The organism is Nocardioides sp. (assembly GCF_029937575.1).
Lineage (GTDB): Bacteria > Actinomycetota > Actinomycetes > Propionibacteriales > Nocardioidaceae > Nocardioides.
Window position 1 is genome coordinate 88,028 of record NZ_JAPYPS010000003.1, and the last position, 18,463, is coordinate 106,490.

Here is an 18,463-nt window from a genome sequence, read left to right on the forward strand (position 1 = left end):
TTCCTCCGCCGCGAGGTGTGACTTCGTGCACAGTCACTCGTTGAAGAGACATGCTTACCCGCACCGCACGCCTGCTCGGCGGCGTCCTCGTCACCTCCGTCCTCGCCGTCGTCCCCAGCACCGGCGACGCCACGGCCGCGCCCGTCGGCGGCGCGGCAGCCGGCAGCGCCACGGCCAAGCCCGCCCCGGTCACGACCGTCGACGGATGCATCAAGAGCAAGCCCGAGCCGGGCACGAAGGCCAAGATCGACCTCTGCTACACCTACTTCAAGCCCGCCGGTGCCAACCGGCGGCAGCGAGTGCCGATGATCATGCACAGCCACGGCTGGGGCGGCTCGCGCACCGAATCGGCGCGGGCCTTCAAGACGTTCACCGACGCCGGGTACGGCGTGCTCTCCTTCGACCAGCGCGGGTTCGGCGAGTCCGGCGGCCACGCCCACGTCGAGGACCCGACCCTCGAGGGGGTCGACGTCCGCAAGCTGGTGCGCCTGGTGAGCGAGCTGCGCTGGGTCCAGCAGGACGGGCGCGGCGACCCGCGCCTGGGCGCGATCGGCGGCTCGTACGGCGGCGGCTACCAGTTCGTGGGCGCCTTCGAGGAGCTGCGGGTGAAGGGCAAGCCCGTCTTCGACGCCCTGGCGCCGGAGATCACCTGGAACGACGTCTCCGACAGCCTCGCTCCCGAGGGCGTCGTCCGCACCGAGTGGGCCCTGCTGCTGAGCGCCGCCTCGGTGCCGACCGACGCCCTGCCCACGTCGGTCTACAAGGCGCTCCTGGAGGGTGCCGCCACCGGCACGTACCCCGACGGCTCGCTGCCCGGCACCGAGGACCTGGTCACCTTCTTCGAGAAGAACGGACCGAGGTGGCACGTCGATCACGGCCGCCGACTGCCGATCCCCGTGCTCTTCGGCCAAGGCACCACCGACGGTCTCTTCCCGCTTCAGCAGGGCCTGCGCAACTGGCGCACCGCGATCACCAAGCAGGCCCGCAAGCAGAGCATCTTCGTCGCCTACAACGGCGGCCACGTGCTGCCCTCGGTGCTGCCCCAGGGCGTCAACGTCACCTCCGACCCGTGCAGCAAGCGGCTGACCGGAGGTGACTTCGAGAAGCTCTCGATCCGGTTCTTCGACGAGCAGCTCAAGGGACGCGACCGCGGTCTGGGCGGCTACGGCAAGCTCCACCTGGCGACGGCGGCCAACGACTGCGTGACGGTGAAGAGGGTCAAGGCCACCAGGAGCGTCGACCTCGGCACGGTGGCGAGCACGACGGCCGCGGGGGCACCGATCCCCTACGAGATCGCCGAGGGACCGGTGACCGTCGCCGGCACGCCGTACCTCACCGGCGACGTGACGGCGCTGGGCGTGCAGAACCGTGCCTTCTACGGCCTGGCGATCGGCGCCTCCCCGCTCGACGCCCACCTCGTGCAGAACAACGTCCTGCCGCTGAGCGAGGACCTGCCGGTGACCGGCGTCGCGCGGCGCATCGATCTCCCGTCGGTGTCGGTGAGGGTCCCGAAAGGCCAGCACCTCTACCTGCTCGCCTCGCCCATCAGTGACACCTTCGTGGGGATGGGGTCGCGGGTCCCCGGGCTGATCACGATCGCCGACACGACGGTGCACCTCCCCGTCGTACGCCGCTGAGGTCCTTACCCTGAGCGGGTGCGACCCTTCCCCTCGCTCGTGCTTGCCTGCCTGCCCGTGATCATCGCGCCGGCGGCCCTGGCCGCGCCCGCTCACCTCGCCCAGCCCGCCGGTCCGAGTGCGGAGCCCGCACCGTGGTCGGTGCGCGCCGACGCCTCCGATCGTCCCGACGGCGCGAAGGCGCCCGGTGCCACTCCCCTGGCCGAGGCGCTACGGGCCGCCACCACCGAGGGCGACGTCCCGCAGACCAGCGACGGCGTCCAGGGCCCGGTGGCCCGGCCCCGCAACGTCGCCCCACGGGGACCCGGCGACGAGTCCGTACGGCGGCACTGGCGCGTGGCGCCCGGCGTCACCGCGACCGTCTGGGACGAGCGCGACGAGCGCGGCCCCATCCGAGCCAACCTGCTGACCATCGACTGGGAGCAGCCCGGCATCGGCATCGACTACGCCAACGACGGCCGCGTCAACCGCACCGCGACCCTCAGCGCCATCCTGACGCGGGACAAGGCGATCGCCGGGGTCAACGGCGACTTCTTCGACATCGGCGACACCGGGGCACCCCTCGGCGTCGGGCGCGACCGCCAGCGCGGCCTGCTGCACGGTCGGCTGAGCGGCTGGAACTCCGCCTTCAGCTTCGACCAGGACGGGCGCCCGCAGATCGGGCCGCTTCCGGTCACCACCACCATCAAGCAGCGTCCGGGCATCACGATCACCAACGTCAACTCGCCCTCGGTGGCCGTCGCCGGCATTGGCCTGTACACACCGTCGTGGGGCACGACGTCCGGCTACCGGATCACCGACGGGCAGCAGTCCAACGTGCGGATGGTGCGGATCAAGGGCGGCAAGGTCATCCGCAACACCACCAAGCTGCCCTCGGGCACCACGTTCAAGGGCCGGATGCTGGTCGGTCGAGGCCAGGGCGCGGACGCCCTCAAGAAGCTGAGGAAGGGCGCACCGGTCACCTTCGTCTCGCGCGCCTCCGGCTCCCCGGCGATGGCGATCACCGGCAACCAGTTCCTCATCGACGACGGGGTGGTCCGGGTCGTCGACGACCGCGAGCTCCACCCGCGCACGGCGATCGGCATCGACCGCGACACCCACACGATCCTGCTCCTCGTCGTCGACGGCCGGCAGAGCTTCAGCCGCGGCTACACGATGGTCGAGATGGCCGCCCTGATGCAGGACCTCGGCGCCGACGAGGCGCTCAACCTCGATGGTGGCGGCTCCTCGACGATGATCGCGAAGCGACCCAACGGCAGGGTCAAGGTGATCAACTCGCCCTCCGACGGCCGCGAGCGGCACGTCGCCAACGCCGTGTCGGTGACCTACACGGCACCGGCGCGATGAGGCTCCCGGCTCCGGTCAGCTGATCGCGACCAGGGCCACGGTGGTCACCGGCGCCAGGCACTCCTGGAGCGGCTTGGCCACCTTCTCCGGCGTCACCAGGTAGCCGGCCTCGCCCTCCTCGACGAAGACCCCCGGCGATACGTCGCAACCGATGGACACGACCGCGGCCCACAGGTCCCCCTCGTAGGAGGCGGAGGTGGCGTCGTTGCGGACCTCGTCGGCGAAGGAGTCGAGGCGGAACTGCGACACGAACGTGTCGAGCTCGTCGGGGGTGCCGACCGGGGTGAGCATCGGCGACACCGTGCCGCCCGCGGCGGTCTCGCTGGGCAGGCTCACGACCTCGTAGTCGACCGGCTCCTCGGCGTCGCCGTCGGTCTGCGACCCGCTGTCCGGCCCCTCCGTCGGGTCGGCGGGCGACGTGGCCGGGTCGCTTCCCGTGCTGTCGGTCGGCTGAAGACCGGGAACCTGCTCCCCGGCGCAGCCGGCGAGCAGCAGCACGGTGGAGAGGACCAGGGCCAGGGAGGATCCGAGAGTTCGTCGCATGGTGTTTCGACGGTACTGCGCCCCGCCCGGTTCCCGCGATGGTCCGGGCGTGACGCGATGATGGTCCGATGACCAGCTTCACCCGCGCCGAGCTCGAGTCGTTCCGCGACGCCGAGGTGCCCGACCTGCTGCCCGGTCCGGGCGACCCGGCGCTGCGCCTGCTGTTCGTCGGCATCAACCCGGGGCTGTGGACCGCGGCCACCTCCACCCACTTCGCCCACCCCGGCAACCGCTTCTACCCGGCCCTGCTGCGAGCGGGGATCCTCGACTCCCCGGTCGACCCGGCCTCCGGCATGGTGGACGCCGACCGCGACCGGCTCCGGTCGGCGGGGATCGGGATCACCAACGTCGTCCGGCGCGCGACCGCCAAGGCCTCGGAGCTGGACCCGGAGGAGCTGCGGACCGGAGGGGCCGAGCTGGCGGCGCTGGTGCGCCGTACGCGCCCGACCGTGGTCGCCATCGCCGGCATCACGGCGTACCGCACGGCCTTCGGGCACCCCAAGGCCGTGATGGGCCGGCAGCCGGACGGGATCGGTGGGCCCTTCGACGGCAGCGAGCTGTGGGTGGTGCCCAATCCCAGCGGCCTCAACGCCCACGAGACTGTCGAGACCCTCGCCGCTGCGTATGCCGAGCCGGCGCGAGCGGCGGGCGTGCTGGAGACCGGCGTGCTGTAGACCCGCGTCGGCCCTGCCACAACGCCACAATTGTGGAGTTGTGGCATGCCCCCGGGGCCAGAACGTGTCACAACGGCACAATTGTGGGATCTGGACACCGAGAAGCCACCCGAGGCCAGGTCACACCACGATCAGCCCGGGAACACCTGGTCCTTGCCGAGGACCGTCAGCCCGTCCTCGACCAGGAAGCCACGAGCCCGGTCGGCCTGCGCGTCGACCCCGATCTCGGCGCCGGGCGGGACGACGACGTTCTTGTCCAGGATCGCGTTGCGCACGACTGCTCCGGCGCCGACGGTGACGCCGTTCATCAGCACGGACCCGTCCACCGAGGCGCCCTCGCCGACGTGGACCGCCGGGGAGAGCACCGAGCGGTTGACGTGGCCACCGCTGACCACCACCCCGGGCGAGAGGACCGCCTCGTCGACCTGGGACTCGCGCCCGCCGGAGGCGACGACCTTCGCCGGCGGCTGCGGCCCGTAGGAGGTGTAGATCGGCCAGTCGAAGTTGTAGAGGTTGAAGATCGGCAGGGGCGAGACGACGTCCATGTGGGCGGCGTAGTAAGAGCCGAGCGTCCCGACGTCGCGCCAGTAGCCCTTGTCGCGCTCGGTGGCGCCGGGCACGACGTTGTCCTGGTAGTCGTAGACGCCGGCCTGGTCGCGACGGACGAACGCCGGCACGATGTCGCCACCCATGTCGTGCTTCGAGCCCTCCGTCGTGGAGTCGCGGGTGACGGCCTCGACGAGCGCCTCGGCGTCGAAGACGTAGTTGCCCATCGAGGCGAGCACCTCGTGCGGGCTGTCGGGCAGCCCGGTGGGATCGGTCGGCTTCTCCAGGAATTCGCGGATCCGTCGCGGGTCGTCGGGCACGACGTCGATCACGCCGAACTGGTCGGCCAGCCCGATCGGTTGCCGGATCGCCGCCACCGTGCACCCGGCTCCGCTGGCGACGTGCTGGTCGACCATCTGGGAGAAGTCCATCCGGTAGACGTGGTCGGCGCCGACGACCACGACGATGTCGGGCTTCTCGTCCTTGATCAGGTTGAGCGACTGGTAGATCGCGTCGCCCGAGCCGAGGTACCAGTGCTTGCCGACGCGCTGCTGCGCCGGGACCGGCGCGACGTAGTTGCCGAGCATCGTCGACATCCGCCAGGTCTGGGTGACGTGCCGGTCGAGGCTGTGCGACTTGTACTGCGTCAGCACGACGACCTGAAGGTAGCCGGAGTTGACGACGTTGGAGAGCGCGAAGTCGATCAGCCGGTAGATGCCGGCGAAGGGCACCGCGGGCTTGGCCCGGTCGGCGGTCAGCGGCATCAGCCGCTTGCCCTCCCCGCCGGCGAGGACGATGGCCAGGACCTTCGGGCGCGCGCTCACGTGCCCAACGTACGCCGTCCACCTCCCGCGTGTGCTTGGGTTGCGCCATGTCTCTGACGTCTCCGAGGTCGCTGGGTTCCCCGCCGTCGGTGCTGCGGCGCGCACTGGTGGTCGCCGCCCTGCTCGCCGCCGGGCTGCACGTCTCACCGGTCTCGGGCGCCGAGCCGGCCGAGCCGGCCGAGCCCGACCAGCCCCGCACCCCGACCGATGCCGCCGCGGTCTTCAAGTGGGGCCGGGCCGACTGGCGTGACGAGTTCGAGGTCAAGGGTCCGCCCCGCGACACGTGGCAGATCAACAAGCCCGAGCGCGCCGAGAACACCAAGGGGATGCTGTCGCTGGAGTCGGCCCGCCGCGGCACCGTGAAGGCGCTCGCCACCGACCAGGCCGCCCGCTACGGGCGGTGGGAGGCACGGGTCCGCGCGCGCCGCTTCAGCACCAACCGGACGCCGTACCAGGTGGTCTGGGAGCTGGTGCCGAAGCGGCGGTACAAGTGCGGGTCGAAGTCGATCGTGCTGGCCGACTACGTGCCGGGCTACGGGTCGGCGGCGGGGGTCGTGCGCACCCGCCCCGGCAACGAGCTCGACTTCGGCATCGACCTCGACCTGAGTGACGACACGTTCCACACCTACGCCGTCGAGGTGACCCCGGACCACGTGTCGTGGTTCGTCGACACCGTGGTCCTGCACACCGAACGCCGCCCCGAGGCGCTCTCGGGCACCAGGCTGCAACCGCGCTTCCGGCTCCAGGCGACGAAGGGCGAGCGGATGGACCACGGGCGGCTGCAGGTCGACTGGGTGCGCTACCACGACCTCGACCGGCCCAACCAGCAGTCGATCGAGGCACCCGAGATGACCCTGTCGACCTACGACGGCGCGTGCCCGCCACCGTGAGGGTCCGCTCCGGATAGGTTCGCACCGTGCGCGTCGACGTCCTCACCAAGGAGTACCCACCCGCTGTCTACGGCGGGGCCGGGGTCCACGTCGCCGAGCTGGTCCGAGCCCTGCGCGGCCTCGACGGCCTCGACGCACGGGTGCGCGCCTTCGCCGGGGCTCGCGACGAGTCCGGCACCACGTCGTACGGCGCCCTGGCCGAGCTCGCCGGAGCCAACCCGGCGCTCGCCACGCTCGGCGTGGACCTGGCGATCGCCGACGCGTGCGGCGGGGCCGACCTGGTGCACTCCCACACCTGGTACGCCAACCTCGCGGGGCACCTCGCGAGCCTGCTGCACGGCGTGCCCCACGTCGTGACCGCGCACTCCTTGGAGCCGTTGCGGCCGTGGAAGGCCGAGCAGCTGGGCGGGGGGTACGCCGTCTCGTCGTGGGCCGAGCGGACGTCGTACGAAGCGGCGGCCGCGGTGATCGCCGTCTCGGCGGCCATGCGCGACGACGTGCTGGCGTCGTACCCCGCGATCGACCCGGACCGGGTCCACGTCGTGCACAACGGCATCGACACCACCGACTGGGCCCCGATCCACGCACCCGCGCGCGTCCGCGAGCTCGGCGTGGACCCCGACCGCCCCTCGGTCGTCTTCGTCGGGCGGATCACGCGGCAGAAGGGTCTGCCGCTCTTCCTGCGCTCGGTGGCGCAGCTGCCGCCCGAGGTGCAGATCGTGCTGTGCGCCGGGGCTCCGGACACCCCCGAGATCGAGGCCGAGGTCGTCGCCCTGGTCGACGAGCTGGCCACCACGCGCACGGGCGTCGTCTGGATCCGTGACATGCTGCCGCGCCCCGACGTGATCGCGCTGCTGACCGCGGCCACGATCTTCGCGTGCCCGTCGATCTACGAACCGCTCGGCATCGTCAACCTGGAGGCGATGGCCTGCGAGACCGCGGTCGTGGCGACCGCGACCGGGGGCATCCCCGAGGTGGTCGTGCCCGCGGAGACCGGGCTTCTCGTCCCGATCGAGCAATCCGACGACGGGACCGGTACGCCCCTGGACCCCGACCGCTACGTCGCGGACTTCGCCGACGCGCTCAACGAGCTGGTCGCGGATCCGGCGCGCGCGGCGTCGTACGGACGAGCGGGCCGGCAGCGGGCGATCGAGTCGTTCGGGTGGACGGCGATCGCCGAGCGCACCCGCGAGGTCTACCGCTCGACGCAGCGGGCCTGACGCCCGGCCCCCGAGCCGGTCCCGGCCGTCTTGCGGAGGGCATCGAACGGCAGGACCACGGCGTCCTGCTCCAGCGCCAGGACCCGCTCGGTGATCCGGTTGTTGTCGGCCCGGATCTCGCGCAGCCCGTCGATCACGACGACGCCGCTCATCCGGTGACCGCCGCGCAGCCGGTTGGCCAGGGCGGCGTGCATGGCATCGATCGTGCTGGGCGCGAGGAACTCGTGGCACAGGAAACGCAGCCACGGAGCGACCTCGGAGGCGTCCTCGCCCACGACGTCGAGGTCCAGGTCGAGGCTGCGGCCGTCGGGGCCCACCCGCCAGGGGCAGTGCGCGTTGGGCTGGCCGGGCCAGACACGACGGATGTCACCGCGGGAGGAGAAGCCGGAGAGGAACTCGATCTCACTGGGCACGAGCGGAGGATCGAGATACATCGACGCCGGCTGTGGGGGAGGCTGCGTCACGAGACACCCGTACCCGCATCCCCCGGGTGTATGCCCGTGCGGATCCGCGAAGGACGAGCTGACCGCTAGCGTGACAGGTGTGACAAAACGGATGTTCGCACTCTGGGGCGACGATCTCGCCTCGACACTGCTCACCCCTGCCCTGCGCAGCGCACTGGCCGGGCTGGGGGTCGAGCGGCTCCAGGTGAACGTCGACGACGCTCCGGTCGCCGCCGCGATGCGCATCCCTGCAGGTCAGGACCCGATCGGCGCGTTGCTGAGCACCTGGGGCGGCACTGCGGACGCCGTCGCCGCCGTGCTGTCGGGACTGCGCGGGGTGGGACGCGTCGCCGGGTGGGAGGTCGAGGAACGACGTCCCATCGCCCCCGGGGAGAGCTGGGACGGATCACGACTCGATGCGCTGGCCAACATCGCTCTCCTGCGTCGCCCGCCGGAGCTGACCCACGACGAGTGGCGGCACCGCTGGCTGGTCGACCACACCCCCGTCGCGATCGCGACGCAGGGCACCTTCGGCTACGTGCAGAACATCGTCGTCGGGCCGGTCACCGCCGCGACCCTGCAGCCGGCCGCCGGCGCGGCCGGCGACGAGCCCGTCGCCGCTCTCGTCGAGGAGCTGTTCCCGACCGCCGCGATCACCGACATCCACGCCTTCTACGGCAGCGACGGGACCGACGCGGACCTGTCGGACCGGATGGAGAGGATGATGGCGAGCGTCGGCCGGTTCGGCGCGGACCGCGGGCTCGACCTGGTCCCGACCAGCAGGTATCTGTTCGACCTGACCTGACCTGATCCGACGGCCGGCACCCGCGCGACCACCTCGGCCTCCTCCGGCCACTTGGTCGACCCGGTGGCAGTAGACCTTCGACGTCCGCGGCCAGGTCTCGCGCGACTTCAGCACGGCGCCGGTGTGGCAGGGAGTTATCCACAGATCGCGTTCGAGCGCCCCAGGCATGTCTCGGTCGGGGCAGGCTGAGGTGCGTCGTACCGGACTCATCTCGGGAGCCCCCATGACCATCAACCTGATCCATGCCGACCTCGCCGAGGCGGTCGCGGCGCTGAGCCAGGTCGCCGAGCGGCTGGAGGACCGCCGCGCTGCCACGGAGCAGCAGGTCGACACCCTCGCCGAGCGCTGGTCGGGGGCCGCGGCGACGACCTACGTCGAAGGCTGGGAGGAGTGGCGCAGCGGCAGTCGCGAGGTCACGCAGGCGCTCCGCGCGATGGCGGACCTGATCGTGACTGCCGGCCGGGATCTCGGCGAGGCCGACGAGTCGTCGCGGACGGCGTCGGCTGCTCTTGCCGGACGGGTGGCGGATCGTCTCGTGGAGCGGCTCGGATGAGCGCGCCGTACGCGATCGACCTCCAGGTCCTGCAGGACACCATCGACGCGCTCGCCCACTGCGAGGCATCCTGCGACGAGGCGCTGGACGACGTCGTACGACGCGTCGCCCGGTTGCACCTCACGTGGTCCGGTCTATCGGCCGACGCGCAGGCCGAGGCCCAGAGTCGCTGGGAGGCGGGCTTCGCGACGATGCGCGACGGTCTCGCCGTGATGCGCGGCGCGGCTGCAACGTCTCGGGACAACTATCGAGCGGCCATCGACGCCAACGTCTCGATGTGGGAGGCGCTGTGACCACGATCGACGTCACCGGGGCCGGCTACGCCGAGGGCTCGGCGCTGCTCCACGACGGCAACGTGTGGGCTGCCAAGCACTTCGGCAACCTCGTCGACGGCCTCGCCGGGAGCGGCGGGATGGCCGGCGACTCGGCCTTCGCCGACGCTTGGTCGGTCGCCTACGACGAGGCAGCGGGCGAGGTGTTCGGCGCCATGGCCGAGGCCGTCGAGGCCCTGGGCAACCTCGGGCGTCTCGCCTTCGCGTCCCTGGAGAACCACACCCGGGCCGAGCGCGCCTCCACCTTCGGCGGCGTCAGGATCGCCCATGACCCCTCACTGTCGACCGACGACTGGATCCACGTCCTGCCGTTGCGACCGCCCGCCTCGGTGGGCGGCGATCCGTCATCGCTGCCGGGGTGGGCCAACGTCATCCTCGACCACGTCGAGGGGTTCGTCTGGCCGGACGCCGACCTCGACCGGTTGCACGCCGCCGCCGCGACCTGGCGGGCTGCCGCCGACGGTCTCGACGACGTCGCGACACTTCCGGGGCGAGCCGTCAGTGCCCTGTGGTCCGAGCGCTCCCCCGAGATCCCGGCCGCCACGGCTGCGATCGGTCGGCTCGGCAACGGTGTGGTCGACCTCGCCGGCGGCTGTCGTCAGATCGCCACGCTGTGCGAGGAGTACGCCGAGCAGGTCGCCGCGCAGCGCGAGGCCATCCTCGACCTGGTCAGCGACCTCATCCGTGACGCAGTCCTGATCCAGGTCGGTGGCTTCGTGCTCGGGCTCGTCAGCCTTGGCGCCGCCAACGGTGGGGCGGTCGCCATCAACGTCGCCAAGATCGCCGCAGCCGCCCCGCGGTTCACCCGAATCCTGGTCGACCTGCGCCGCTACCTCGCCGAGGCCGCGCAGGCCTTGCAGGGCACCCGGCTCGCCGTGGCCGGCGTGGGCACCCGGCTGCGCCCGATGGGCGACGTCCGCCTGCTGATGACCGCCGAGGTCGGCCAGGTCGGCGCGAAGGGCAAGCGCGCGACGTCGTTCTTGAAGGCACACGAGGGCGGCCCGATGAAGGCGCACACGATCGAGCGACACGTGGGGAAGTCCGACGACTACCTGCGGGCGAGGCTTGCCGCTGACCCGAAGAAGAAGTTCGTCTCCACCTTCACCGATGAACGAGCTGCGGAAGCTGCGATCACGTCGGTCCTTGCGTCTCGCGGTTCCGCGCTCGCCAAGTTCTTGTCCGGGTCGAAGAAGGGCACGGTCTTGGAGGCGCCCGTCGCTGGTCTCTCAGGTCGGGTCATGGCCAGGAACGGAGACATACTCGAGGGGAAGAGCGTCCTGATACAGATTGCCAGGGACCCGGCGATGCCAGACGGCTATCGCATCATCACGGCTTACATGAAGGCATGAGGAACGTGGACGAAGCGTCGGAACTGACTCACTTCCTGAGCGTCTACTACGGCGAGGACTTCGAGACCTGGTGGAGTGGCCTGGACCAGTACCTCGACGATGACCCGCCCGAAGACCAGCAAGAGCTCATCCAGGAAATCGAACACGTGCTGGCCGACAGGACACGCACTGACGAACAGCTCGGCGACCTGTTGGAGAGCCGCGGCTTCTACGGCTATCTCTCCGACACGCCCGGCGGCTACCGCGGCTGGCTCGAGGAGATCGCCCGGCGGGTGCGGGCCCACCTGGCGGATGCCTGACCGTGGTCACGGCGTACAGCACTATTCGCCCGCGCTCGTTTCAGCCTCGGCGAGGCGCTCGTGCAGCCGCGAGCGCACCTCGTCGGGGGTGAGGTTGGCGCGTTGACGCTGGTCACGCGCGATGATGACTCCCGTGGCGGCGACACCGGCCACGCCCGCGACACCCAGCAGCTTCCACACGCTCAGCTTCATCCGACTCTCCCACTCGACGCACTGTCTTCGATCCGTCCGGAGGACGCACCCGATGGCTCCGATCAGCCGTGACCGACTGCCGCTCGACGCCGCGGTCGAGCTGACCCGCACCGGCGACCTGTGGCTCTTCCGGGGCGCCTCCGCCGCCGACCAGGCTATCCGGGTGCTGACCAACGCCCCGGTCAACCACGTGGGGATGGCGATCGTGGTCGACGACCTGCCGCCGTTGATGTGGCACGCCGAGCTCGGCAAGGGTCTCCTCGACGTCTGGTCGGGCAACCACCACCGCGGCGTGCAGCTCCACGACCTGCGAGAGGCCGTCGTGCAGTGGTGCGGCCGCTACGAGCAGCATGCGTGGCTGCGCCAGCTCTCCCCCGCCGTCACCCGCGACATGGAGAGCGCCGCGCTCCAGACCGTCGCCCGCCTGGACGGCACGCCGTTCCCGGCGACCGCGGCCCTGGCCGGGCGTTGGCTGCGCGGTCGCGCGCGGCGTCAGGCCGGCGTCGAGATGACCTACTGCGCCGAGGTGGTCGCCGCGACCTACCAGGAGATGGGCCTGCTCGACGCCAAGCGGCCGACCAACTACTACGACCCGGGCAAGTTCTGGTCCGGCGACGACCTCGAGCTCGAGCTGGGCGCGACGCTGGGCGACGAGATCGAGGTCCGGGTCTGACGCCGGACCTCCGATGCCAGGGGTCAGGCCGCCGGTCCGACCTCGAACTCGCACCGTGGTCCCGGAGCACGAGCCAGCCGAGCGTCCAGGGTCACCAGTGGCACCCGAGCCGCCTCGGCGACCGCCACGTACCAGGCGTCGTAGGCCGAGACCGTCTCGCGCAGCTCCCAGACCCGGTGGGCAACAGCGGCGAAAGCCACCTGAGTGATCGGGTACCGCATCAGCTCCGCGATGACGTGTCCGGCCACAACCGGATCGAGCCGCCCGACTCGCACGCTCCTGCGCAGCACCTGGGCGACCTCGGCACCGAGCAGGTGCGGGGCAAGGAGCGGGCGGCCGCGCAGACGACGTCTCGCCCATGGCCCGACCACGCCGTTGTCCGTCAGCGCCGCCACCATCGCCGACGAGTCGGCAACGACGCTCACCGCCGCCCCTCGTCCAGGGCCGCGAGGATGTCCTCAGTCGAGAGCGTGCTGCCGTGCCGGGCCACCGACTCCTCGACGCGGTCCCAGAACTCGCCCTGGTCCTCGGCCGCGCCGATCTCGATCAGCTGGCGCCGCAGGTACTCCTGCATCGACTGCCCCGCCCGCTTGGCGCGCGCCGCCAAGAGGTCGCGGGTCTCGTCGGGGACGTTGCGGACCGTGATCGTCGTCATGCATGCATTCTGCCTGCATGCCGCCGCGCGAGCCACCCCTCTCACAGCTCCTTGGCGGTGACGACCAGGTTGTCGGCGTAGTGGAAGCCCGTGCTGGTCCGCTGCCGGGTGGTGCAGGTGACGAGGTGCAGCAGGTGCGGACCCGTCGTCTTGAGCAACCGGGCCGGAACGCCCTGCGTGCGCGGGAACCGCTGGACCCGCCGTACGGCGAACCGGTGCGTCTCGCCGCTCGCGTCGGTCCACCGCACGACGTCTCCCCGTCGCACGTCGCGCAGCCGCCACAGCGCGCCGGGCCGGTCGCTCCGGTCGGAGACGTGTCCCGAGATCACGCTCGAGCCCATCACGTCGGCCGCTCCGGCCGTCGTCGAGAGCCAGCCGAGCCGACCGGTGTCGTTGGGGATCGCCATCGTGCCGCCGTCGAGACCCACGCTGCTGACACCGGCGCGGATGCCGACGCGGGCGATCCGCAGCTCACCGCCGCCTGCCGTGCGGCCGAGCGCGTCGCCCGACTCGGGGGCGACGTAGCGCTCCTCGAGGTAGCGCGGCTCGGTGCGCTCCGTCGGCCGATCCGGCACGTCGTCGCGAGCCGCCACGTCCTCGGCCCGGATGTCGAACCCGGACGGGATCTCCGGCACGTACGGCGTCGCCGGTCGCGTCACCAACGAGGTCTCGCTGGGGATGCCGGGGCGGGTCTCGGTCGGCTCGGTGGCCGGCGTGGCCGGCACCCGCTCGGAGTAGGTGTAGCAACCGCTCGCCTGCACACCGACCCACCGGGTCCGGTAGCGGCCGTTGCCCTGCGCGCCGAACTCGCCGCGATCCGCCACGGGCGCGCCCGACCAGTCGAGGCCACGGCACGACGTACCGCGCTTCGGCGCGATCGGGCCGTGCAGCCACCACTTCACCCGCACCCGGTCGGCCTTGCGCAGACCCTGCAGCCGCACCGTGTCGCGGATCTTGTCCCCGACCAGGGCGCGCTGGTCGGAGACGACCGTCGTGACCTCGGGCGTACGACGGCGCACCAGCGCGGTCTCCCGCGCGAGCCCCGGCGGGCTGAGCGCCGCGGTGCTGATCGCGGTCGGCTCGACGGACTGGGAGTAGGTGTAGCAGCCCGCACGCTCGAGCGGCGTGCTCGCAGTGCGGTAGGTGCCGTCGCCGTCCACGACGAGGCTGCCGCTATCGGCGATGCCGGCCCCGGCCCAGCGGACCGCAGCGCACGAACCGTCCACCGGCCGACGCGGCCCGTGCAGGCGCCAGCGCAGCGTCGCTCGGGTGTCGCGCAGCCCGTCGACGGTCACGACGTCGTGGATCCGGTCGCCCACCTCGGCGCGCTGCCGCGAGGCGACGGTGCGGATCCGCGGCGTGAACGGCTCGACCAGGGTCGTCTCCTCGACCAGTCCGCACCGCGTGGTCAGCGGCAGCGTGAACCGGTCGCCGCGGAAGGCTTCCACCCACGTGTAGTAGCCGACCCGGTCCACGACGACCGCCGGCGTCGTGTACGTGCCGTTGCCGTCGACCTCGAAGCGCACCCGACCGGCGCGCGTGGCGGCGGTGCAGTCGTCACGGCCAGGTCGATCGACGAAGGGACCGTGCAGCGTGGCCACCACCTGCCGGGCATAGCCCTTCGGTAGTCCCCCGACGTGCACGACGTCGTGGATCCGCGCGCCGGGCAGCACCTCGACGTGCGACGTCGTCGTGCGCACCTGCGGTCGCGCCTTCTTGATGGTGGTGCGGGCGCTCGCCCCGGCCCGAGCCCGGTTGTCCTGCGCGATCCAGCCGCGCTGCACCCCGACCCCACGGGCCGTCGGTCCGGCGTGCGTGCGCCAGCCCCGCTGGCGGTAGAGCAGACCGTGCGCGTCCGGTCCCGACACTCGCGCGCGGATCCGGAACCTCCCCGTGTCGCTGGGCCGCACCTTGAGCTTGGCGCCCTTGCGGCGCGTCGTGATCGCCTCAGGACAGGCGATCGGGCCACGGCACCGCAGGGCGACCCGCACCCCTGTCAGCCGACGACCCGCCGCCGACGTCACATCTGCTCGGTAGGTGCGGGTGCGGCCCAGGCGCATCGGACCGCCGGCGGTCTTGCGGAGGCTGAGCTCCCACGGACCGTACGAGCGCGACGCCTCGCGCCACATCGCCCGGGCCAGCCCCAGGACTCGGCCGCCGAGTCCGCCGACCGGGGGTCGGACCTGTTCCCCCACGTCCAGCCCTCCCGGGTAGACGACCAGGCCTCCCGGCCGGGTGCCGTCGCTCATCACCTCACGCACGATGAGTGCGATCGCGGCGTCCCGGTCGTCGCTGCCCGTCGAGCCGCGCCCGGCCCACGTGGAGATCACGTAGTTGAGAGCAGCCACCTCGGCATCACCCACGCGACGGCCCAGCTGGTTGACGAGCCGCTCGGTCGAGACGGTCTCGGCCCTCTCGGGCAGCCGGGAGTCGTAGAGGTAGTCGATGCAGAAGAAGATGCGACCGTTGGGAGCGCGGTAGGTCCCGATCCAGGTCAGACCGCTCCCCTGCTCGGTCTGGAAGCGCAGGCAGACCCCGTTGACCAGGTTGGGGTCGATGCGTCGGCACGAGTCCTTGTCCACACGTGTCGCGGCCTGCGCCGCGGGCGGTCCCCCCGGCGGTGCGACGACGAGGGTGAAGGCTCCGAGCACCAGGGCGAGCACGGTGATCGGAGCGAGGACGGGGCGCAGGAGGATCCGAGAGAGCGACATGACGACCACGGTGGCCGGCGCGGCGCCCGGCCAAAACCACCGATCTGCAGCCTGTGGATGGGAGCGTGGATCGACTGCACGTTCGCGCAGCCGGCACCCGACCGCCTCACCGTGGTCCTCCGCGAGCCGTGCCCCTCAGACGGCTCGACGCCCGCGGAGGCGGCGCCGCTTGCCGGCCACGACGATCTCGGGCGGAACCGTGATGACCTCGACGGTGGCGGCGACGGATCGGGCGCGCTCAGCGCGTTCGAGCCCGACGTGCACCACCCCGACCACGCCGGCGACCTCCTCGCCGGTGAGCACGCGCGGGCAGGAGCGCAGCAGCCGAGCGAGGTCGACCGACTCACAGCGGATGACGCCGTCGACCTCGACCCAGGGCGCCGGCTGGTCGGCTCCGACCAGCACGGCGCGGAACCCCTCACGGCGCAGCCCGGGCACGAGTGCGGAGACGGCGTCCGCGGCGGCGACGGCCTCTGCGACACACGTGCCGGCGGTCATCACGAAGACGCCGGTGGGCCCGATCGCGACATGGTCGATGGTCCCCGACGGGCAGCCGGGCCAGGCCACGTCGTGCAGCAGCGTCCACTCACGTGGCACGCGGGCCAGCACGGCCCGGCGATCGCCGTACTGCTCGACGATCTCGCTCGTCGACTCTCCTGCCACCTGCACCCCCAGCCCTGATCCACCAGCCGAGACGTACCCGAATCATAGGGGTTGCCTGCGCATGGTGATCCAAGTCACTAGATTCGCCTCCGTGACCAAGTCTGCCTCCCTCCTGCGGGTCTGCGTCGCGTACGCCGGCGCCCTGCTCGTCGCGGTCGTGTGGCTGGCCCTGGGGCCCTCGACCGACACCTTGTGGCTCGACACCCTGATCGCCGACCTCTTGGCGACGCTGGTGATCTTCGGCTTCAGCCGCGTACACCACAACTCCAGCTTCTACGACGCCTACTGGAGCGTGGTGCCCCCGCTGCTGCTCTTCTACTGGTGGGCGCAGAGCGACGGCGTGGACACCCTGCGCTTCTGGCTGGTGGCCGTGGTCGTGCTCCTGTGGGCGGTGCGACTGACTGCCAACTGGGTCCACTCGTTCCCCGGACTGCACCACGAGGACTGGCGCTATCCCCTGCTGCGCGACCGCGCCGGACGCTTCGAGGCGGTCGCCGACCTGGGCGGCATCCACGTGATCCCCACCCTCCAGGTCTTCCTCGGGTGCCTGCCGATGTACGTCGCGGTCACCCGAGGCGGTCGTGACGTCGGGGTGATCGACGCCGTGGCGTTCGTCGTCGGCGTCGGAGCCGTCGGGCTGGAGCTGGCGGCGGACACCCAGATGCACCGTTTCGTGCGCGAGCGGCAGCCCGGCCAGGTGATGGACCGCGGGCTCTGGTCGTGGTCGCGGCACCCCAACTACTTCGGCGAGCTGGCCTTCTGGGTGTCGCTGGCGCTCTTCGGAGTCGCTGCCGCCCCAGGTGAGTCGTGGTGGCTCCTCGTCGGCGCACTGGCGATGCTGGCGATGTTCCTCGGGGCGAGCATCCCGATGATGGAGGAGCGCAGCCTGGAGCGGCGTCCGCAGTACCAGGACGTGGTCGACCGGGTCCCGATGCTCGTGCCGCGACCCCCGCGCCGTCGACCGGCCGACCGGGCCGACACGTGAGCAAGCCCCGGGTCGTCGTTGCCGGCCTCGGGGACAGCGGCTTGCTGACTGCCGTGCACCTCGCCGGGGCCCGGCAGGTCGGTGAGGTCGTGGGGATCTCCGCCAAGACGGCGCTGGTCAGCGGCCAGGAGCTGGGCGTGCGGCTGGCTCGGCCCGACGCCTGGGCGCGCGACTACTTCATCGGCTTCGACCGCTTCCGCGGTCTCGACGGGGTCCGAACCGTGCACGGCAACCTGCTCGGACTCGATCCCGCCGCTCGGTCGGTGACGGTCCAGGACGCCGACGGGACCACGCACGCCGAGCCGTACGACGTGCTCGTGATCGCGACGGGGGTGACCAACGGGTTCTGGCGACGCCCCGAGGTGCAGTCACCGGCGGAGGTCGAGGCCGAGCTGCACTCGGCCCACGAGCGCCTGGGCTCCGCTGGCACCATCGCCGTGGTGGGCGGCGGCGCGGCCGCCGTCAGCAGCGCGCTCAACGTCGCCCTGGCCTGGCCGGGGACCTCGGTGCACCTCTACTTCCCCGGCGAGCGAGCGCTGCCCCACCACCACGGCCGGGTCTGGCGTCAGGTGCAGCGCCGGCTGACCGAGGCCGGGGTGAGCCTGCATGCCGAGCACCGAGCCGTGGTGCCGCAGGGCTTCGCGTGCGACGCGATCACCGAGGGACCCCTCCGGTGGAGCACCGGACAGCCCCCGGCCGAGGCCGATGCAGTGCTGTGGGCGATCGGGCGGGTCCGCCCCAACTCCTCATGGCTGCCGACCGAGCTGCTGGATGCCGACGGGTTCGTGCGCGTCGACCCGCAGCTGCGGGTGCCCGAGGCCCACGGTGTGTGGGCGGTGGGCGACATCGCCGCCACCGACCCGTTGCGGACGTCCGCGCGCAACCGTGCCGACAAGCTGCTCGCGCACAACATCCGCGCCACCATCTCCGACCGGGAGCTGAGGGACTACGAGCCACCGCGACGCCGTTGGGGGTCGGTGCTCGGAGTCCAGCCCGACGGCCTGGAGGTCTTCGCCGCCAACGGTCGAGCGTTCCGCTTCCCGGCCTGGACCATCGACTCGGTCCTGCAGCCGTGGATCGTGCGGCGCGGGATCTACGGCGGTGTGCGCCGCCCCTGATCCC

At 71.8% G+C, this 18,463-nt stretch carries 21 protein-coding genes; 13 read left to right on the top strand and 8 right to left on the bottom strand.

What is annotated here, in order from left to right; all coding sequences use genetic code 11:
- Nucleotides 1-50: 50 nt before the first annotated feature.
- Both Q1K33_RS02075 and Q1K33_RS02080 read left to right on the top strand, forming a co-directional pair.
- Nucleotides 51-1,637, top strand: a complete 1,587-nt coding sequence (locus Q1K33_RS02075) for an alpha/beta fold hydrolase (RefSeq protein ID WP_300400035.1) — start codon at nucleotides 51-53, stop codon at nucleotides 1,635-1,637.
- A gap of 18 nt (nucleotides 1,638-1,655) precedes the next feature.
- Nucleotides 1,656-2,984, top strand: coding sequence for a phosphodiester glycosidase family protein (locus Q1K33_RS02080; protein WP_300400037.1), 1,329 nt, complete (start codon nucleotides 1,656-1,658; stop codon nucleotides 2,982-2,984).
- A gap of 15 nt (nucleotides 2,985-2,999) precedes the next feature.
- On the opposite strand, the gene Q1K33_RS02085 is transcribed toward Q1K33_RS02080, so the two are convergent.
- The gene (locus Q1K33_RS02085) at nucleotides 3,000-3,527 is read right to left on the bottom strand and encodes a hypothetical protein (RefSeq protein ID WP_300400038.1); all 528 of its coding nucleotides are present in this window, start codon (nucleotides 3,525-3,527) and stop codon (nucleotides 3,000-3,002) included.
- A gap of 68 nt (nucleotides 3,528-3,595) precedes the next feature.
- Here Q1K33_RS02085 and Q1K33_RS02090 point away from each other — a divergent pair, with 68 nt between their 5' ends.
- Nucleotides 3,596-4,201 (top strand): mismatch-specific DNA-glycosylase, encoded by a 606-nt coding sequence (locus Q1K33_RS02090; RefSeq protein ID WP_300400039.1) that lies wholly within the window; start codon nucleotides 3,596-3,598, stop codon nucleotides 4,199-4,201.
- Nucleotides 4,202-4,332: 131 nt separating this feature from the next.
- On the opposite strand, the gene glgC is transcribed toward Q1K33_RS02090, so the two are convergent.
- Nucleotides 4,333-5,571 carry a glucose-1-phosphate adenylyltransferase gene (gene glgC, locus Q1K33_RS02095; protein ID WP_300400041.1) on the bottom strand — a complete coding sequence of 413 codons (1,239 nt, stop codon included), beginning with the start codon at nucleotides 5,569-5,571 and terminating at the stop codon, nucleotides 4,333-4,335.
- A gap of 47 nt (nucleotides 5,572-5,618) precedes the next feature.
- Here glgC and Q1K33_RS02100 point away from each other — a divergent pair, with 47 nt between their 5' ends.
- Both Q1K33_RS02100 and glgA read left to right on the top strand, forming a co-directional pair.
- Nucleotides 5,619-6,461 (top strand): family 16 glycosylhydrolase, encoded by an 843-nt coding sequence (locus Q1K33_RS02100; protein WP_300400042.1) that lies wholly within the window; start codon nucleotides 5,619-5,621, stop codon nucleotides 6,459-6,461.
- A gap of 26 nt (nucleotides 6,462-6,487) precedes the next feature.
- Nucleotides 6,488-7,681 carry a glycogen synthase gene (gene glgA, locus Q1K33_RS02105; RefSeq protein ID WP_300400043.1) on the top strand — a complete coding sequence of 398 codons (1,194 nt, stop codon included), beginning with the start codon at nucleotides 6,488-6,490 and terminating at the stop codon, nucleotides 7,679-7,681.
- Here the strand turns inward: glgA and Q1K33_RS02110 are convergent.
- Entirely contained in the window at nucleotides 7,657-8,094 is a 438-nt protein-coding gene (locus Q1K33_RS02110; protein WP_300400044.1) for a hypothetical protein, read from the bottom strand. The genes glgA and Q1K33_RS02110 overlap by 25 nt on opposite strands.
- Before the next feature lie 130 nt (nucleotides 8,095-8,224).
- On the opposite strand from Q1K33_RS02110, the gene Q1K33_RS02115 reads away from it, so the two are divergent.
- From Q1K33_RS02115 to Q1K33_RS02135, 5 genes are all read left to right on the top strand, one after another.
- Nucleotides 8,225-8,929: an EthD domain-containing protein gene (locus tag Q1K33_RS02115; RefSeq protein ID WP_300400045.1), complete on the top strand. Its 705-nt coding sequence runs from the start codon at nucleotides 8,225-8,227 to the stop codon at nucleotides 8,927-8,929.
- Nucleotides 8,930-9,152: 223 nt separating this feature from the next.
- Complete coding sequence (locus Q1K33_RS02120; RefSeq protein ID WP_300400047.1) at nucleotides 9,153-9,482, top strand: WXG100 family type VII secretion target; 330 nt, start codon at nucleotides 9,153-9,155, stop codon at nucleotides 9,480-9,482.
- A complete protein-coding gene (locus Q1K33_RS02125) occupies nucleotides 9,479-9,775 on the top strand; it encodes a WXG100 family type VII secretion target (protein ID WP_300400048.1) in 297 nt (98 codons plus the stop codon). The genes Q1K33_RS02120 and Q1K33_RS02125 overlap by 4 nt, the downstream gene beginning before the upstream one ends.
- Entirely contained in the window at nucleotides 9,772-11,163 is a 1,392-nt protein-coding gene (locus Q1K33_RS02130; protein ID WP_300400050.1) for an RNase A-like domain-containing protein, read from the top strand. Before Q1K33_RS02125 ends, Q1K33_RS02130 begins: the two co-directional genes overlap by 4 nt.
- Nucleotides 11,160-11,462, top strand: a complete 303-nt coding sequence (locus Q1K33_RS02135) for a contact-dependent growth inhibition system immunity protein (protein ID WP_300400052.1) — start codon at nucleotides 11,160-11,162, stop codon at nucleotides 11,460-11,462. The genes Q1K33_RS02130 and Q1K33_RS02135 overlap by 4 nt, the downstream gene beginning before the upstream one ends.
- Before the next feature lie 21 nt (nucleotides 11,463-11,483).
- On the opposite strand, the gene Q1K33_RS02140 is transcribed toward Q1K33_RS02135, so the two are convergent.
- The gene (locus Q1K33_RS02140; protein WP_300400053.1) at nucleotides 11,484-11,654 is read right to left on the bottom strand and encodes a hypothetical protein; all 171 of its coding nucleotides are present in this window, start codon (nucleotides 11,652-11,654) and stop codon (nucleotides 11,484-11,486) included.
- 52 nt (nucleotides 11,655-11,706) lie between these two features.
- Between Q1K33_RS02140 and Q1K33_RS02145 the strand changes: the two genes are divergently transcribed.
- On the top strand, nucleotides 11,707-12,327 hold the full coding sequence (locus Q1K33_RS02145; protein ID WP_300400054.1) for a hypothetical protein: 621 nt from the start codon (nucleotides 11,707-11,709) through the stop codon (nucleotides 12,325-12,327).
- 23 nt (nucleotides 12,328-12,350) lie between these two features.
- Here the strand turns inward: Q1K33_RS02145 and Q1K33_RS02150 are convergent, their stop codons facing one another.
- From Q1K33_RS02150 to Q1K33_RS02165, 4 genes are all read right to left on the bottom strand, one after another.
- Entirely contained in the window at nucleotides 12,351-12,752 is a 402-nt protein-coding gene (locus Q1K33_RS02150) for a type II toxin-antitoxin system VapC family toxin (protein ID WP_300400055.1), read from the bottom strand.
- Entirely contained in the window at nucleotides 12,749-12,982 is a 234-nt protein-coding gene (locus Q1K33_RS02155) for a hypothetical protein (RefSeq protein WP_300400056.1), read from the bottom strand. The genes Q1K33_RS02150 and Q1K33_RS02155 overlap by 4 nt, the downstream gene beginning before the upstream one ends.
- 41 nt (nucleotides 12,983-13,023) lie before the next feature.
- Nucleotides 13,024-15,693 (bottom strand): class F sortase, encoded by a 2,670-nt coding sequence (locus Q1K33_RS02160; RefSeq protein WP_300400057.1) that lies wholly within the window; start codon nucleotides 15,691-15,693, stop codon nucleotides 13,024-13,026.
- 135 nt (nucleotides 15,694-15,828) lie between these two features.
- On the bottom strand, nucleotides 15,829-16,356 hold the full coding sequence (locus tag Q1K33_RS02165) for a nuclease-related domain-containing protein (protein ID WP_300400058.1): 528 nt from the start codon (nucleotides 16,354-16,356) through the stop codon (nucleotides 15,829-15,831).
- Nucleotides 16,357-16,447: 91 nt separating this feature from the next.
- On the opposite strand from Q1K33_RS02165, the gene Q1K33_RS02170 reads away from it, so the two are divergent.
- Nucleotides 16,448-17,341 carry a DUF1295 domain-containing protein gene (locus Q1K33_RS02170; protein ID WP_300400059.1) on the top strand — a complete coding sequence of 298 codons (894 nt, stop codon included), beginning with the start codon at nucleotides 16,448-16,450 and terminating at the stop codon, nucleotides 17,339-17,341.
- A complete protein-coding gene (locus tag Q1K33_RS02175; protein ID WP_300400061.1) occupies nucleotides 17,338-18,459 on the top strand; it encodes an FAD-dependent oxidoreductase in 1,122 nt (373 codons plus the stop codon). The genes Q1K33_RS02170 and Q1K33_RS02175 overlap by 4 nt, the downstream gene beginning before the upstream one ends.
- The last annotated feature ends 4 nt before the right edge of the window (nucleotides 18,460-18,463 follow it).

Coding starts and splice junctions, on each gene's coding strand:
- Q1K33_RS02075 (WP_300400035.1), top strand. CDS start 51: ATGCTTACCCGCACCGCACGCCTGCTCGGCGGCGTCCTCGTCACCTCC.
- Q1K33_RS02085 (WP_300400038.1), bottom strand. CDS start 3,527: ATGCGACGAACTCTCGGATCCTCCCTGGCCCTGGTCCTCTCCACCGTG.
- Q1K33_RS02090 (WP_300400039.1), top strand. CDS start 3,596: ATGACCAGCTTCACCCGCGCCGAGCTCGAGTCGTTCCGCGACGCCGAG.
- Q1K33_RS02100 (WP_300400042.1), top strand. CDS start 5,619: ATGTCTCTGACGTCTCCGAGGTCGCTGGGTTCCCCGCCGTCGGTGCTG.
- Q1K33_RS02120 (WP_300400047.1), top strand. CDS start 9,153: ATGACCATCAACCTGATCCATGCCGACCTCGCCGAGGCGGTCGCGGCG.
- Q1K33_RS02125 (WP_300400048.1), top strand. CDS start 9,479: ATGAGCGCGCCGTACGCGATCGACCTCCAGGTCCTGCAGGACACCATC.
- Q1K33_RS02135 (WP_300400052.1), top strand. CDS start 11,160: ATGAGGAACGTGGACGAAGCGTCGGAACTGACTCACTTCCTGAGCGTC.
- Q1K33_RS02140 (WP_300400053.1), bottom strand. CDS start 11,654: ATGAAGCTGAGCGTGTGGAAGCTGCTGGGTGTCGCGGGCGTGGCCGGT.
- Q1K33_RS02145 (WP_300400054.1), top strand. CDS start 11,707: ATGGCTCCGATCAGCCGTGACCGACTGCCGCTCGACGCCGCGGTCGAG.
- Q1K33_RS02155 (WP_300400056.1), bottom strand. CDS start 12,982: ATGACGACGATCACGGTCCGCAACGTCCCCGACGAGACCCGCGACCTC.
- Q1K33_RS02160 (WP_300400057.1), bottom strand. CDS start 15,693: ATGTCGCTCTCTCGGATCCTCCTGCGCCCCGTCCTCGCTCCGATCACC.